Source organism: Polaribacter haliotis (genome assembly GCF_014784055.1).
Classification (GTDB): Bacteria; Bacteroidota; Bacteroidia; order Flavobacteriales; family Flavobacteriaceae; genus Polaribacter; species Polaribacter haliotis.
In genome coordinates this window covers 3,397,109-3,413,154 of record NZ_CP061813.1, presented here as the reverse complement: position 1 = coordinate 3,413,154, position 16,046 = coordinate 3,397,109, and the positions used below count along the sequence as shown (strand labels likewise).

At 28.7% G+C, this 16,046-nt stretch carries 14 protein-coding genes; 7 read left to right on the top strand and 7 right to left on the bottom strand.

All coding sequences use genetic code 11. From position 1 onward, the window contains the following. Positions 1-110: 110 nt before the first annotated feature. Entirely contained in the window at positions 111-1,799 is a 1,689-nt protein-coding gene (locus H9I45_RS14590; RefSeq protein ID WP_088354395.1) for a S41 family peptidase, read from the top strand. A 59-nt stretch (positions 1,800-1,858) separates the two neighbouring features. On the opposite strand, the gene H9I45_RS14585 is transcribed toward H9I45_RS14590, so the two are convergent. Then, positions 1,859-2,866 carry a 3-oxoacyl-ACP synthase III family protein gene (locus H9I45_RS14585; protein WP_088354396.1) on the bottom strand — a complete coding sequence of 336 codons (1,008 nt, stop codon included), beginning with the start codon at positions 2,864-2,866 and terminating at the stop codon, positions 1,859-1,861. A 267-nt stretch (positions 2,867-3,133) separates the two neighbouring features. Between H9I45_RS14585 and htpG the strand changes: the two genes are divergently transcribed. The 5 genes from htpG to H9I45_RS14560 all read left to right on the top strand — a co-directional run bounded on the left by htpG (position 3,134) and on the right by H9I45_RS14560 (position 8,694). Then, a complete protein-coding gene (gene htpG, locus H9I45_RS14580) occupies positions 3,134-5,038 on the top strand; it encodes a molecular chaperone HtpG (protein WP_088354397.1) in 1,905 nt (634 codons plus the stop codon). Between the two features lie 151 nt (positions 5,039-5,189). Continuing rightward, positions 5,190-6,083 (top strand): hypothetical protein, encoded by an 894-nt coding sequence (locus H9I45_RS14575; protein ID WP_088354398.1) that lies wholly within the window; start codon positions 5,190-5,192, stop codon positions 6,081-6,083. A 321-nt stretch (positions 6,084-6,404) separates the two neighbouring features. Beyond that, complete coding sequence (gene ypfJ, locus H9I45_RS14570; protein ID WP_088354399.1) at positions 6,405-7,301, top strand: KPN_02809 family neutral zinc metallopeptidase; 897 nt, start codon at positions 6,405-6,407, stop codon at positions 7,299-7,301. 15 nt (positions 7,302-7,316) lie between these two features. Beyond that, positions 7,317-7,832: a GNAT family N-acetyltransferase gene (locus H9I45_RS14565; protein ID WP_088354400.1), complete on the top strand. Its 516-nt coding sequence runs from the start codon at positions 7,317-7,319 to the stop codon at positions 7,830-7,832. Positions 7,833-7,908: 76 nt separating this feature from the next. Then, on the top strand, positions 7,909-8,694 hold the full coding sequence (locus H9I45_RS14560) for an SDR family NAD(P)-dependent oxidoreductase (RefSeq protein WP_088354401.1): 786 nt from the start codon (positions 7,909-7,911) through the stop codon (positions 8,692-8,694). 35 nt (positions 8,695-8,729) lie between these two features. On the opposite strand, the gene H9I45_RS14555 is transcribed toward H9I45_RS14560, so the two are convergent. Both H9I45_RS14555 and truA read right to left on the bottom strand, forming a co-directional pair. Continuing rightward, the gene (locus tag H9I45_RS14555) at positions 8,730-10,496 is read right to left on the bottom strand and encodes an ABC transporter ATP-binding protein (protein WP_088354402.1); all 1,767 of its coding nucleotides are present in this window, start codon (positions 10,494-10,496) and stop codon (positions 8,730-8,732) included. A gap of 3 nt (positions 10,497-10,499) precedes the next feature. Next, a complete protein-coding gene (gene truA, locus H9I45_RS14550; RefSeq protein ID WP_088354403.1) occupies positions 10,500-11,225 on the bottom strand; it encodes a tRNA pseudouridine(38-40) synthase TruA in 726 nt (241 codons plus the stop codon). A 162-nt stretch (positions 11,226-11,387) separates the two neighbouring features. On the opposite strand from truA, the gene H9I45_RS14545 reads away from it, so the two are divergent. Next, on the top strand, positions 11,388-11,885 hold the full coding sequence (locus tag H9I45_RS14545) for a metallophosphoesterase family protein (RefSeq protein WP_088354404.1): 498 nt from the start codon (positions 11,388-11,390) through the stop codon (positions 11,883-11,885). Here H9I45_RS14545 and H9I45_RS14540 read toward each other — a convergent pair. The 4 genes from H9I45_RS14540 to H9I45_RS14525 form a co-directional block, all read right to left on the bottom strand. Then, positions 11,872-13,668 carry a tetratricopeptide repeat-containing sensor histidine kinase gene (locus H9I45_RS14540; protein ID WP_088354405.1) on the bottom strand — a complete coding sequence of 599 codons (1,797 nt, stop codon included), beginning with the start codon at positions 13,666-13,668 and terminating at the stop codon, positions 11,872-11,874. The two genes, H9I45_RS14545 and H9I45_RS14540, sit on opposite strands and share 14 nt — an antisense overlap. A gap of 29 nt (positions 13,669-13,697) precedes the next feature. After that, positions 13,698-14,411, bottom strand: coding sequence for a hypothetical protein (locus H9I45_RS14535; protein ID WP_088354406.1), 714 nt, complete (start codon positions 14,409-14,411; stop codon positions 13,698-13,700). Between the two features lie 165 nt (positions 14,412-14,576). Continuing rightward, positions 14,577-15,242, bottom strand: a complete 666-nt coding sequence (locus tag H9I45_RS14530; RefSeq protein WP_088354407.1) for a response regulator — start codon at positions 15,240-15,242, stop codon at positions 14,577-14,579. 291 nt (positions 15,243-15,533) lie between these two features. Continuing rightward, positions 15,534-15,965, bottom strand: coding sequence for a DUF4293 domain-containing protein (locus H9I45_RS14525; RefSeq protein ID WP_088354408.1), 432 nt, complete (start codon positions 15,963-15,965; stop codon positions 15,534-15,536). Positions 15,966-16,046 lie beyond the last annotated feature (81 nt).

Below are 16,046 nucleotides of genomic sequence, written 5' to 3'. Positions count from 1 at the left end.
CAAAATTTTTTCTTAAAAATTTAATGAATATATTTCTTTAACTAAAAATTATGAAGTCCATTAAATAGTTCTTCTAATTTTGAAAAAGTTAATCAACTATATCAAAAAAAATGAAAAAAATTATTTTACTTATCGTTATTTTATTCATAAACAAAACCGGTTATAGTAATACTGAATTTACAAAAACTGAAAGAACAAAAAATCTAATTTATATTTGGGGACTATTAAAATATAAACATCCAAATGTAAGTAGAGGAAACTTTAATATAAATGAAGAGTTTATAAACGAATTCAAAAAAATTGAAGCTCTTAAATCAAAAAAAGAATTTAATGAAGAATTACTAAGTTGGATACAAAAATTTGATTCAAAAAAATACAAGTATAAAGTTGATGCCAATTTTTTACAGACCAACAATTTATTTACAAAAAATGCTGATTTTTCTTGGATTGACAAAACCACTTTTTCTCCTGAACTAATAAGTACCTTAAATAAAATTAAAGACAATTCGAATTATGGAGACTATTATGCTTCTGTAAATAAAATGTCTTCGCAAATAGAATTTAATAACGATAATTCTTTAGAAGGATTTGATGTTACAAAAAAAACTCACAGATTATTATTTTTAGCCTCTTTTTGGAATAAAATGAGATATTGGAATGTAAACATCTACCTTACAGAAACACCTTGGAATTCGGTTTTAACTCAATTGATACCCTATTTTTTAAAAGAAAGTAAAACTTCTTTTTACTTGGCAAAAGATAAATTAATAGCAAAGCTTAACGACTCTCATTCTAACTATAATGCAAGTTCTTTGTTTCATAATAAAAATAGAAAATTTTCTCTTTATGGTGGTAGAATTGTAAACGATACATTAGTTGTCAAAACCATATTTAATAAATCTTTGGCGGAAAAAGAAAATATAGAGTTGGGAGATTTAATTTATGCAATAAATGGAAAAAAACTGAAAAATTATTACATAGAAAAATTTTCAAGCAGAATCAGCGCTTCAAACGAAAATTATTTAAAATCCATAATATCAAAAACTTTTTATCTTCTCTCTAACGACTCCGATTCTCTACAAATCAGTGTATTAAAGAAGAATAAAACCAAATTAAACACACACATAAATCTCTATAAATTCAATAATTTTAAATATGAAGTAGCTCGTTTGGACACCATAAAGAAAAAGAAGTGGAATAAAATTTCTGATAAAATCGGATACATCAACTTAAAAGAAATTAACAAAAAAGAACTAAGGAAAGCTTTTAAAGAATTAAAAAATACAAAAGGAATAATTATAGATTTACGAAATTATCCTCGAAATTTAAAAGTTTCTACAGTTCCCGATTTTCTTTATCGAAAGAAAAAAATTTTTATGAAAATTCTCACACCTTTAGTCCCTTCTTATGGGAATTATGATACCCAAACAAAATTAAAAATTCTTAACAATCCATTTTCTGCAGGTAAATCAAATATAAATTATTATAAAGGAAAAATAGTTTTATTAGTAGATAGATCAACTGGAAGTATGGCTGAATATTTTGGAATGGCAATACAACAAGCTCCAAATTGTATTACTGTTGGAGAACAAACATTTGGTGCTGTTATGAATAGAAATACTATTATCTTAAAAGATAGTACAAAAGTAGATTTTACTGGAAATGGTGCTTTTTACCCTAATAATAAAAATGTTCAAAGAGAAGGTTTAAAAATAGATTATGTTGTAAAAGAAAGCGCTAAGAATTACAACAGTAATAAATATATAGAAGAAGCTATTAAGCTAATAAAACAAGATTAACTTTAAAAAAAAAAGACTCGCTTTCACGAGTCTGTTATTATCTATATTTATTTTTAAAATTACCATCGAATAATTACACTTCCCCAAGTAAATCCACTTCCAAAAGCGGCTAATACAACCAAATTGTTGTCTTTAATTTTACCTTTTTCCCAAGCTTCAGTTAACGCAATAATTACAGAAGCAGCAGTTGTGTTTCCGTATTTCATGATGTTGTTATACACCTGATCATCTGATAATTGAAATTTCTTCTGAATAAATTGTGCAATTCTCAAATTCGCCTGATGTGGAATTAACATGTCAATATCATCTTTCTGCAAATTGTTGGCCTCTAAACCTTCTACAATTGCTTCAGAAAAACGCCCAATTGCATGTTTAAATACAAATTGACCATTCATATATGGGTAATAAGAAACGTCTTCTGGATCGTTTTCTTCTAAAATTTCTGGAACCCATCTTTGTGTAGAAGGACCTTCTAAAACTAATTCTTTTGCATGTTTCCCTTCCGAATGTAAATGAGAAGATAAAATTCCTTTCCCTTTTTCTTCGGTTCTCGATAAAACTGCAGCTCCTGCTCCATCACCAAAAATAACGGTTACATTTCTTCCTCTTGTAGATCGTTCTAAACCTCCAGAATGATTTTCTGCACCAATAACCAAAATATTTTTATACATTCCTGTTTTTATAAATTGGTCTGCAACAGACATTGCATAAATAAAACCAGAACATTGGTTTCTAACATCTAGAGCGCCAATTGTTGGCATGTCTAACATTTCTTGCACTTGTACTCCACCTCCAGGAAAATACATATCTGGACTTAAAGTTGCAAAGACAATAAAATCGATATCATCTTTTGTTAAACCAGCTCTATCAATTGCAATTCTAGCAGCTTTTGCCCCCATAACTGCAGTTGTATCTCCGGTTTTTGGGTCTATCCAACGTCTTTCTTTAATTCCTGTTCTTTCTTGAATCCATTCGTCTGAAGTATCCATAAATTCCTTTAAATCGTTGTTGGTAACAACGTTTTCTGGAACATAATAACCAAGACCTGTTATTTTTGAGTTATACATTCTGTATATATTTTTTAAGTTCTAAATTGTTTGTTTGTTCAAGCTAAAATAGTGATTTTTCTTCGGATAGAAAACTACACAAAAAGACACTATTCTGTCATCTTGTCACAAAACTCTTTTTGGTATTTTTTTTGACTACTGTTATTTGCATTGTCATTTTGAGCGAAATGAAATGAAGTCGAAAAATCTCACTTTAGATGTTGAGATTTCTCCATAAAGTCGAAATGACAAAGTTTAACAATATCAATAAAAATTAAATACATAATTATGGCAAAAGGAAACATTAATGTATCAGTAGAAAATATTTTTCCGCTGATTAAAAAATTCTTGTATTCTGATCACGAAATCTTTTTACGTGAACTTATTTCTAACGGAACAGACGCAACTTCTAAACTAAAACACCTTATTTCTATTGGTGAAGCAAAAACGGAATTAGGTGATGCTAAAATTGAAGTAAGCATTGATAAAGATGCAAAAACAATTACAATTAAAGACCAAGGTTTAGGAATGACTGCAGATGAGGTTGAAAAATACATCAACCAAATTGCATTTTCTGGAGCTGAAGAGTTTTTAGACAAATATAAAGACAACGAAGCAGGAATTATTGGGCATTTTGGTCTTGGTTTTTACTCTGCTTTTATGGTTGCAGATAAAGTAGACTTAATTACAAAGTCTTTTAAAGACGAACCTGCAGCACATTGGACTTGTGATGGTTCTCCAGAATACACATTAGTTGAACACGACAAAAAAGACAGAGGAACAGAAATTATTTTACATGTTGCAGAAGATTCTTTAGAATTTTTAGAAGAAAGTAAAATTGAAGGTTTATTAAACAAATACAATCGTTTTAACCAAGTGCCAATTAAATTTGGAACAAAACAAATTAACGATCCAGAGTTTACGCCTAAAACTACAAAAGACGCAGAAGGAAAAGAAACTACAGAACCTCACAAACAAATTACTGTAGATAAAATCATCAATAATACAGATCCTGCTTGGAATAAAAAACCTGCGGATTTAGAAGATGAAGATTATGCAAATTTCTACAGAGAATTGTATCCAATGCAGTTTGAAGAGTCTTTATTTCATATTCATTTAAATGTAGATTATCCGTTTAACTTAACAGGAATTTTATTTTTCCCAAAGTTAACGCAATCTATGGATATGCAAAAAGATAAGATTCAATTGTACCAAAATCAGGTTTTTGTAACGGATAATGTAGAAGGAATTGTACCAGACTTTTTACAGATGTTAAAAGGTGTTATCGATTCTCCAGACATTCCTTTAAATGTTTCTCGTTCTTATTTACAAGCAGATGGAGCAGTAAAGAAAATCTCTGGTTATATTACTAAAAAGGTTGCTGATAAATTAGTTTCTTTATTCAAAAAAGACAGAGCAGATTTCGAGAAAAAATGGAACGATATTAAAGTAATTATCGAATACGGAATGTTGTCTGAAGATAAATTCTTTGACAAAGCAAAGAAATTTGCTTTATACCCAACAGTAGCAGATACGTACTTTACGTTTGATGAATTAATCGAAAAAACAAAAGATTCGCAAGTTGATAAAGATGGAAATCATGTTATTTTATATGCTTCTAACAAAGACGCACAACACAGTTATATACAAGATGTAACTGCAAAAGGATATGAAGTTTTAGTATTAGATTCGCCAATTATTTCTCATTTAATGCAGAAATTAGAAGGTGGAGATGCTAAAGTGAAATTTACAAGAGTAGATTCTGATCACGTAGATAATTTAATTAAGAAAGACGAAAACGTAATTTCTAAATTATCGGATGAAGAAAAAGACAAATTAAAGCCAATTATTGAAGCTGCTGTTCCTAAAGAAACGTATACAGTTCAATTAGAAGCAATGGATTCTGCATCTTCTCCTTTTATGATTACTGTGCCAGAATTTATGCGTAGAATGAAAGAAATGCAAGCTTCTGGTGGTGGAGGAATGATGGGAATGGGTAATTTTCCAGATATGTACAACTTGGTTGTAAACACCAACAGTCCTTTAGTTTCTGATATTTTAAATAATAAAGATGAAGCTGCACAGAAACACTTAATTTCTCAAGCTTTCGATTTAGCAAAATTATCTCAAAACCTTTTACATGGTGAAGAGTTAACGAAGTTTATTAAAAGAAGTTACGAGTTGATTAAATAAGCAACACAGTTGCATTAAGTATTAAAGCCTCCTTGTGAAAACTGGGAGGTTTTTTATTTGACTTTCTAAAAAAAATCAGCTAACTTCGTTTAACTTCTGATATAAAACATTGAAACGTTCCATATCATTAGAGTTGGGTAACATATAACGAATGAAAGAAACACTGTCTATAATAATTATATTTTTTTCTTTTTTTGTCAGTAATTCTCAAGAAAGAGAAATTGAAAAAATTTACAGTGATTGCTATTTTAATGCAATGCCTGAAAATGGAAAAGAAGTAAAAAGATATTATAAAATCTATGAGAATTTATTAATTTCTAAAGGCTTTTTAAAAGATAATTCTGGAAAAAGTTACTATGAATTGTTTGAAAAAGTAATGACTGAAAAATTTGTTGATACTGAAACGAACTTTTCATTAATTGACTCAATTAATACACTTAATTATTCGAGTTTAGTTCACGCAAATGAAAAATGCACAGAAAAAATTAAATCCTTAAAAAAGTATAAGAATTCAAATACTTTTTTACTTGAAAAAAGAATGGATTCTATAAAAGAAGAATTTGACTTAAAAAATGCTTCAGAAGTTTTTTTGAAAATTTTTGACTATCGAGATTTTGAAATTGAATTTTATAAATTGAGAGTTTTGTTAGTTTTGGAAATGAACAAATCATTAGCGGAATTTGAAATTGAAACACCTAAATATTCCAAAGAAAGAATTGAAAACTCTTTGAACATTTATTTGTCTAAAGAAAATATTATCTCTGTTAATGGAAAAAAGACTTCAAAAACGGAATTTAATAAGGTTTTGGAAGATTATTTATTAAGAAACAAAAAAGAATCATTAATAAGTATAAAATCGAGTAGAAATGCTCAATATGGTAAATACATAAAACTTAATGAAAAATTAGAATTAGTCTTTTCAAAATTAAGAAACAAAATATCAATTGAATATTTTAATAAAGAATTTAACAGTTTAACAAAAGGAGAAAAAGAAAAAATTGAGAAAGAATATTCTTTTGAAATTTATGACAAAGAACCTGAATAAAAAATACGTTACCCAACACCGTATAAACTTTATTGCTGGCTTTTTACTTACTTGCGAAAGTCCTCGCGGACTTTCTTGGTTTGTGTTTTATTTACTAAATTAGTTGCTTAAAACACGCAACAAAGCTTATACAACAACGTTAAACGAACCAATCCCTCAAACTTCCCAAACCTCAACTTTAGTTTTCTCATAAACCATTATACCCAATATTGGTTTTAAACAAACAATTTGTATAACAATTTTTAAGCAATCTCTAAAAAATTTATCTACAGTCTAAAAAAAAATATTAAATTTAGCCATTAAACTTAATTAAGTAATAGTATGAAATGGAGAAAAAGTAGTAAAAGCTCTAATGTAGAGGATAGAAGAGGGCAATCTTCTTCTGGCAGTGGAATTGGTGGTGGTTTAGTTACTATGCTTATTCCTTTATTACTAAAGTTAATTACTTCCAAAAAAGGGTTAATTATTGTGGGAATTGTGGTGGCTGTAATGTATTTTACTGGAAACAATCCATTATCTCTTCTAACAGGTGGAAGTTCGAATAACCAAATTACTAATTCTGGAAACTATAAAGGAACTCCAAAAGAAAATGAATTGGCAGATTTTAGCAAACGTGTTTTAAAAAGCACAGAAAATGTTTGGAACAAAATATTACCCAATTATAGAGAACCAATTTTAGTTCTTTTTTCTAGATCTGTTACTTCTGCTTGTGGAAATGCTTCTAGTGCAACAGGCCCTTTTTATTGCCCAGCAGACAATAAACTATATATCGATTTAAGCTTTTTTGAAGAAATGGAAGTTAAAATGAATGCTCCAGGAGATTTTGCACAAGCGTATGTAATCGCACATGAAGTTGGGCATCATATCCAGAATCTTACAGGAATTAGTGGAAAAGTTCAACGAATGAGAGGTCAAGTTAGCCAAACTGAATACAATAAGTATTCTGTAATGTTAGAATTACAAGCAGATTTTTTAGCGGGTGTTTGGGCACATCATTCTCAAAAAATGAATGTAATATTGGAACAAGGAGACTTAGAAGAAGCATTAAATGCCGCTTTTGCAATTGGAGACGATCGTTTGCAAAAACAATCTAGAGGAAGAGTTGTGCCAGATTCTTTTACACATGGAACTTCTGCACAAAGAATGCGTTGGTTTAAAAAAGGTTTCGATACTGGAGATATTAATCAAGGAGATACTTTTAATGCGCCTTCGTTGTAAAGGTTAATATAATTTATGGTTTCAATTAGAAAAGCAACCTCTAAAGACATAACTGCTTTGGCTTTGGTTGGTAAAAAAGCATTTGTTATTCCACATAAAGACGCTATTCCAAATGAAATTATGACGAATTACCTGAGCCATAGTTTTAGCGAAAAAAATTTGTTGGAAGAAATTACGAATCCCAATAATCAATTTAATTTAATTTTTGTTAATGACAATTTAGCAGGATTTTCAAAAGTAATTTTTAATCAAGAAAATAAAAACATTAAAGAAACAAATGTTACCAAAATGGAGCGTTTGTATTTACTAGAGGAGTTTTATGGTTTAGGTTTGGGAAACAAATTATTTCAACATAATTTAAACTTAACTAAAACCAATCTACAAAAAGGAATTTGGTTATATGTTTGGATTAAAAACTTTAGAGCATTAGAATTCTACAAAAAAGCTGGATTTAAAAAAATTGCATTGTACGATTTTCCTATTTCCGAAACAGAAACTAGACCAAATGATGTTTTGTATCTAGAATTCTAATATCGTTAAACCTTATTTGGTTTGAGTTAATATTCGCTTCGCATATATTCTATTTTTGTTGTAGAAGACAAGAATTATGAAAAAAACAGCATTAATTACAGGGGCAAGCAGTGGAATTGGAAAAGAATTTGCAAAAATTCATGCAAAATCTGGCGGAAATTTGGTTATTGTAGCCAGAAGCAAAGATAAACTGCTTCGTTTAAAAGAAGAATTAGAAAAAGAATTCGGGATTCATGTAAGTGTTATCGAAAAAGATCTAACCGAAAAAAATGCTGCTCAAGAAATTTATAATTTTGTAAAATACAGTAAAATTGAAATCGATTATCTAATAAATAACGCAGGTTTTGGAGGAATTGGAAAATTTCATGAAAGAGAATTGAAAAAAGACATAAACATGATTCAATTAAATGTGGTTGCATTAACTGCATTAACGCATGTCTTTTTACCTGACTTTGTATCGAGAAATAGTGGGAAAATTTTAAACGTTTCTTCCACAGCAAGTTTAATGGCTGGTCCAATGCAGGCTGTTTATTTTGCTACAAAAGCTTATGTAACATCTTTTAGTAATGCAATTTCGGAAGAATTAGCAGATACAAATGTAACTGTAACAACTTTAATGCCTGGAGCTACAGAGACCGATTTCGGTAAAACTTCTGGAATGGACAAAACTTCTTTATTTAAAAACACTGCAGATGCAAAATCTGTTGCAAAAGATGGTTACAATGCCATGTTAAATGGCGATTTAGATGTTATTTCTGGAGTTACATTTTCTCAAAAAGTAATGATGAAAGCAATTCCTTTTACTCCAAAGAAAGTATTATTAAAACAAGTTAAGAAAATGCAGGATCCAAATAACAGTTAATTTTAAAGAGATCTTTAAATAGATAAGTGTAAACTTTAAGAAGCGACATCTAAACTAAACTGCTTATCATAAAGATTTTTATAATAACCTTTTTCTTTTTCTAATAATTCTTGATGAGTTCCTTCTTCAACAATTAAACCCTTATCCATTACAATAATTTTATCTGCTTGCTTAATAGTTGCCAATCTGTGTGCAATTACAATAGAAGTTCTATCTTTTGTAATCGTTTCTGTTGCATATTGTATCATTTGTTCTGCATGTGTATCTACAGAAGAAGTAGCTTCATCTAAAATTAAAATACTTGGCTTACTAACATATGCTCTTAAAAAAGCAATTAATTGCCTTTGTCCTGAAGATAACATTGCTCCACGCTCTTTTACATTGTAATTATAACCTCCTGGAAGTGTTAAAATAAATTCGTGAATACCTATTTGTTTGGCGGCTTTTTCTACTTCTTGTAATGTAATTCTATCATCTTTTAAAGTAATATTATTTAAAATAGAATCTGAGAATAAAAAAACGTCTTGTAAAACAACTGCAACTTGGTCTCTTAAACTTTGTAATTTATATTGGTCTATAGAGGTTCCATCTACAGAAATTACACCACTATCAATTTCATAAAAACGATTTATTAAATTTATAATGGTCGATTTTCCTGCTCCTGTAGCACCCACAATTGCAATTGTTTGTCCGCTTTTTACTTCAAAAGAAATTCCTTTTAAAACTTCCTCGTCTTTAATATAACTAAAACGCACATCTTTAAAAGATATATTTCCTTCTAAATCGCCAGCAGTTATGGTTCCGTTTTTGGTTATTGAACTATCTGTATCTAAAACTTTAAAAACCCTTTCTCCAGAAACAATTCCCATTTGAAGTTGGTTAAATTTATCTGCAATTTGTCTTAAAGGCCTAAATAACATTTGAGCCATTTGTACAAAAGCCATTACAGTTCCTGGACCTGGAACAGAGCCTCCAATAATTTGTTTACTACCAAACCAAACAATTAATCCAATTCCTATAGAGGATAAAATTTCTGCAATAGGAAAAAAGATCGAGAAATACCAAATCGTCTTTATATATGCTTCTTTATGTTTATTATTAATATCCTTAAAATTCTTGTATTCTATATTCTCTCTATTAAAAAGCTGCACAATTTTCATTCCTGTAACACGCTCTTGTACAAATCCGTTTAAATTAGCGACTTGATTTCTAACTTCTTGAAATGTTGCTTTTATAGCTACTTGAAAAACTTTTGTAGCATATAATAAAATAGGTAACACTGCAATTGCAATTAATGCCAATCTCCAATCTAAAATAAACATTAGAATAACAACTGCGAACATTTGTAAAACATCACTTACAATTGTAAAAACACCACTACTAAAAAAAGCAGCAATGGTTTCTATATCCGAAACGACTCTTGTTACTAATTTCCCAACAGAATTCGTATCGAAATAAGACATTCTAAATTGTAATATATGACGAAAAGTTTTTGCTCTTATATCTCTAATAATATGTTGGCCAACCCAATTTGCAAAATAAATAAAGGTAAATCGCAACAAAACTTCCACTAAAAGAATACCTAGCATTAATAACACGCTGTTAATAAGGCCTTGCGTATCTTTATCTACAATATATAAATCTACTGTTTTCTTTAAAATATATGGATTTAGAAGAGCAACTACTGCCAACAAAATGGTAGAGATTGTTGCTATAAAGAAATTAAGCTTGTATCTTTTTGCAAAGCTCATTAATCTTAAAAAGATTTGCATATCAAAAGCTTTTCCTGTTTTATCTGCCAAAATTTAATATTTTATTTGAGTTAAAAATAATCCTTTTGCAGGAACTGACAATCCTGCTTTTCCTCTATTCTTACTTTCTATAATTGCTCTAAAATCTGCCACAGAAATTTTACCTAAGCCAACATCTACCAAAGTTCCAACAATTGCTCTTACCATATTTCTTAAAAATCGATTTGCTGAAATGTAAAAAGTTAACAGATTATCTTCCTGCTTCCAAAAAGCTTCTGTTACATCGCAATTAAAGGTATAAACTTCTGTTTTTACTTTAGAAAAAGTTTGAAAATCCTCATATTCTAAAAGAATTTCTGCAGCTTCATTCATTAAAGAAATGTCTAAATTCTGTGAATGAATTTGCCATGAAAAATCTAATAAAAACGGATTTCTTCCTTGCCAAATTCGGTATTCGTAACTTCTACTTTTTGCATCGAATCTTGCATGCTTTTCATCTTCAACCAAAGATACCTCGTAAACCACAATGTCACTTGGTAAAATAGAATTTAGTTTGTGTACAATATCTCCTTCAATTTTTTTTGATACATCTAAATGTGCAAACATTTGTGATGCATGCACTCCAGTATCTGTTCTGCCTGCTCCAACAACTTCAATTTTCTCTTGCAAAACAGTACTTACTGCATAATTTAATTTTTCTTGTACAGAAATTGCATCTGGTTGAATTTGCCAACCATGATAGTTTTTTCCATTATAAGAAAGTTCTATAAAATATCTCAAGAAAATTGTTTTTAGAAGACACCAAAATTACGAAATTTATTTCGTAATCCTTACATTTGACAACTAAGTGGTTTTAGGTATTTTTGCACTGTAAAAAATAAAATTTGAGATTCTATTTAGCCATCAATTTATAAAAAAAAGATTTTCTTTTTAAATATTCTAATGAAAAAAATTCTATTATTATCTGACACACACAGTTATATTGACGATCAAATTTTAAAGTTCGTAAAACAAGCAGATGAAGTTTGGCATGCTGGAGATATTGGTAAATTAGAAGTTACAGATACTATAAAAAAATTAAAACCTTTACGTGCTGTTTTTGGTAATATAGATAATAATGAAGCAAGAGCAGAATTTCCTTTAGATGCTAAATTTACAGTTGAAAATGTTTCAGTATGGATAACGCATATTGGAGGTTATCCTAATAGATACAACCAACGAATTCGAGAGGAAATTAAAATAAATTCTCCAAAGATTTTTATTTCAGGACATTCTCATATCTTAAAAGTTCAATATGATAAAAAGTTGAATTTATTACACTTAAACCCTGGTGCCGCAGGAAACCACGGGTTTCATAAAGTAAGAACAATGTTACGTTTCGAGCTTGAAAAGGGAGAAATAAAAAATTTAGAAATTATAGAATTAGCTACACGTGGTTAACAGTTTCTTTTTCTAAAATTGGCAATTCTACTCTAATTTTTGTTCCATTATTCGCACTAGAATTAATACCAAGATATCCTTTCATTATTAGAATTCTTGCTTCTATTTGATTAATACCCAATCCGTCTTTTGTAGAAATTATTTTTTTATCGAAACCAACTCCATCATCTGAGATTTCAAAACAAATTTTATTATTTTCCTCATGCATTTTAATCATAGCATTTTTGGCTTTACTATGTTTTAATATATTGTTTAAAAATTCTTGAATGATATTATATACTTTAATTTCAAAATTTTGATGATATCTTCGAAGATCTTTAATATCTGTTTCTATATTTAATTGAGAGTTAGAATATTTACTTGCCAAATCGTTTAAGGCGAAATTAAGACCAAATTTAAGTAAAACAGAAGAAACTAATGTGTGCGATAAATCTCTAATTTTTTCTGAAGCCTCTTTAATAATTTGCTGTGTTTTATCTACTTCTACAGGTACTTTTCCATTAAAATTAGATTTTGTAGCCATTAAATGTAAATTCGCAGAAGACAAAAGTGCACTTACACTATCGTGTAAAGTTTCTGCAATCTCTTTTCTCTCACTTTCTTTACCATCTATGGTCGCATTTAAAATTCTTGCTTGAGATTCCGACTTTATTTTTTCTATATTTTGATTTTGTATAAGTTGCGTTTGGGAAAGTTTTAGGCTCAAATTCTTCTGTTTCAACTTATAGAAATTTAACCAATATAAGAGTGATAAAATTATTAAGAAACTAATTGAACCATACAACCAAAAAGTAACTAAATCTTTTTCTCGCTTACTTTCTTCTTCTCTTTTTACTCTATTTACATCGAATTGCATAGAGACCTTTTCTACCATTCTTCTATAATTCTTATCTCTTATACCATCTTCTATTTCATAAGAAAGTTCTTGAAAATCGTAGGCTTTATAATCTTTTAAATTACGCATTGCCCAGGCCAAATTGTAATATAAATCTGCTTTTTGTCTTACAGATGTTTGACTATTATCATTCTTGATTAGATTAATTCCTTTTAAATAAACTTCTTTAGCTTTTTCGAAATTATTTAAAGCTAAGTAAATATTACCTAAATTATTTGTTGATTTTGCTTGCCCAATTTTATTATTAGTCTTTATATTGATATCTATAGACTTATTCGCATATTCAATTGCAGTATCATATAAAGAATCTATCTCATAAATACCTATCAAATTACTATATGCCATCGATTTATAATTATTGACAGCATTATTAACACTTGACAAATTCTCTAACTTTTTATAAAAATATTTTGCACTATCTTTTTGAGCATTATTTTGAAAAGAGCTCCCTAATCTTAGATATATTTTTGCGAGATTTTCGCTTAAATAATTATTTTTTTTAAACTCTTGAAAATTTCCTCTTTCTAATAGATTTAAAGACTCTCGATAGTACTGTAAAGCTCTATTATGATTATTTGTTTTATCATAAATATCGGCTAATAATATTGCTACAGAAATGGAGTTTTGCTTATTTGTGTTTCCTTTTTCAGATTCATAAAGACTTAAAGCAAGTTTTAATGCATTTATATAATCTTCCTTTTTATATATATCGAATATTTTGTCATATTCTTTTTGAAATACAGAATCTTGTAAAACAAGAAATACTGAAGAAGTTTTAAGTGTTAAAACTTCTTCAGTAAATTCTAAACTATTGGGGGTAGCTTTTAGTAGGTTGTAACTAAATAAAATACAAATCGTGTAAATTATTAGCTTTATTTTCTTATTCAATTATTTAGTGCTTTTGTCTGTTATTTATACTATCCAACAGAACCTGTATTTTCAGTACTTTCTCCATTACCAACTGAAACTCTAGGTTTTCTTCTAATTGCTGTTTCTCCAGCAGCTTTAGATGAAAATTTAGCATTCGCTTTATGATTTACAAAATCAATTTTTAACACTTTACTTTCTTGTTTTGTTAACGTTCTGCTGTAAGATTTACTTGAAGCTTTACCTGCTTCTAAATGAATTTCGTAAATATTTTTACTCTCATTATAAACAAAATCTACAGTAACATTATTATTTACTTTAAAATCTAAAGAAAAAGTACCATCTTCGTTTGATGCAATACTATATTCAGATAACATTTCTTCATTTTTCCCTTTAGCATAAGAGATATTATCGTCTTCAATTAAAATATAAGGATTGTTATTTGTGTTAGTATCTACAAAACCAACTTTCAATTCATTTCCATCAACTATTAAGTTTTGTGACTCCTTTCTGCTTATTCCTTCATTTGAAGAATATAAATAAACTTGGCTAGAATTTTTCTTGTCGTTTACAATTTTTTCTGTTCTTACGTTATCTGGTAAATTATAGTCTACTGAATAGTCACCTTTAGCATCTCTTTTAATTTTAAATGATTTTAAAAGACTTATAGATTCTGGTTCTGGTAATAAACTTTCGTTGTTAGAACATGAAGTAAATACAAATGCTGTTGCTAATACGTAAGTAAGTAGTTTTAGAGATTTCATAATAATGGGATTAATTAAAGATTAAGGTTAAATTACTTTTTGGTTAAACTCGTTTATAATAAAGTAGGCAACAACGTATACATTTTAGAGTACGTATTGGGGGATTACTTTATAAGTCGTTTAGGGGTAAGATATTATCTTTAACTTAAAAAATGGGGGTAGTTTTTATACTACTTTAAATTTCACTGCATACATTGCTAGTCCTACTGATGATTTTACATTTAATTTTTTTAATAATTTTCTTCTATGTGTTTCTACAGTGTGATGGCTTACATTTAATTGATCTGCTATTTCACTGGTATTATATTCTAATGTTACTAATCGTAATACTTTTATTTCTCTTTCGGTTAATTTTTCAAAAAGAAAATCTTCAGGTGCATCTCCAATTGGTAATTTACCTCCAGTTATCTTTTGTAAAAGTAAACTTTGGATATCGTCGCTAAAATATTGCTCTCCAGCTGCTACTTTCTTTATCGCTTGAATAATATGGCCTCCTGCATTTCCTTTCGAAATATATCCGCTTGCACCTAGTTTTAATACTTCGTCTACAATTTTAATATCGTCGTAACTAGATAAAATAATTACTTTTTGATTTATCTTTTGTTCACGAAAATGTTTTAAAACTTCAAAACCATCCAACTCTGGCATCGTAATATCTAAAACTAAAACATCTGCAGAGTTTCCTTTCTTATCGAACCAATCTACTACTTGCTTTCCTGTTAAAGAATATCCTTTAATAGAAAGGCTTTTTTCAGTATTAATTACTGCAATTAGACCTTCAATTAATATTTTGTGATCGTCTGCAATATGGACGCGTATTTTTTTATTCATTTTACCTTACAAATTTAACTTACTATTACACATCAAACAATCCCTGAATACCGTATATTTTTCGCATCCCTGAGCTCAGGGATGCTTATCCCTGAGCTCAGGGATACGAAACTTTTAAATAACTGATTTTCAGGTGCTTAAAAATGGTGTTTTTTACACTTTTTACAACCCTAAATTTACATTTTTAAAATTTTATCTTTGAAAGAATGCGTAAAAATTTCTTTTAAAATAAAAAAACCGAGAAATTATTCTCGGTTTTTTTTCGCACTAAATATAACTAAGATGTTAGTTTTATCGTAATCTATCTACAGATTTCACGAGATCTTCATCCTTTTTAATCGCTTTATTTGCTAAAACAATAAGCAAAATAGCTAAAATTGGTATAAACATCCCAATACCTTTCTCTGAAACAGCTGTTTCTCCAGATAAATTTAGAGATAAATAAATCGATAATCCTAATAAAATAAGGTTTACCAAAATTGCTAAACGACCAATTACAAACTGAAGTTTTCTATTATTAAATAAGAAAATAGCCACAAAAGTTAAGATCGCCGAAACTAGAAACAATATAGGAATAATTTTTAAATTAAAAGAATCCGAACTCAATAAATCGAATGCAAAAACTTCTCTTTTTAAGTTTTCCCACAAATCAAATACAAATATTAGTCCACCAGAAATTGCAGAAGCTAATAATAAATATATGGTTTGTATTCTTTGAATCATATTGTAAAATCTAGTCTGACAAAAGTAGAACTTTCTTTTTTAAAAAGAAAATTGAGAACTAAAAAAAAAAGCATATATTTG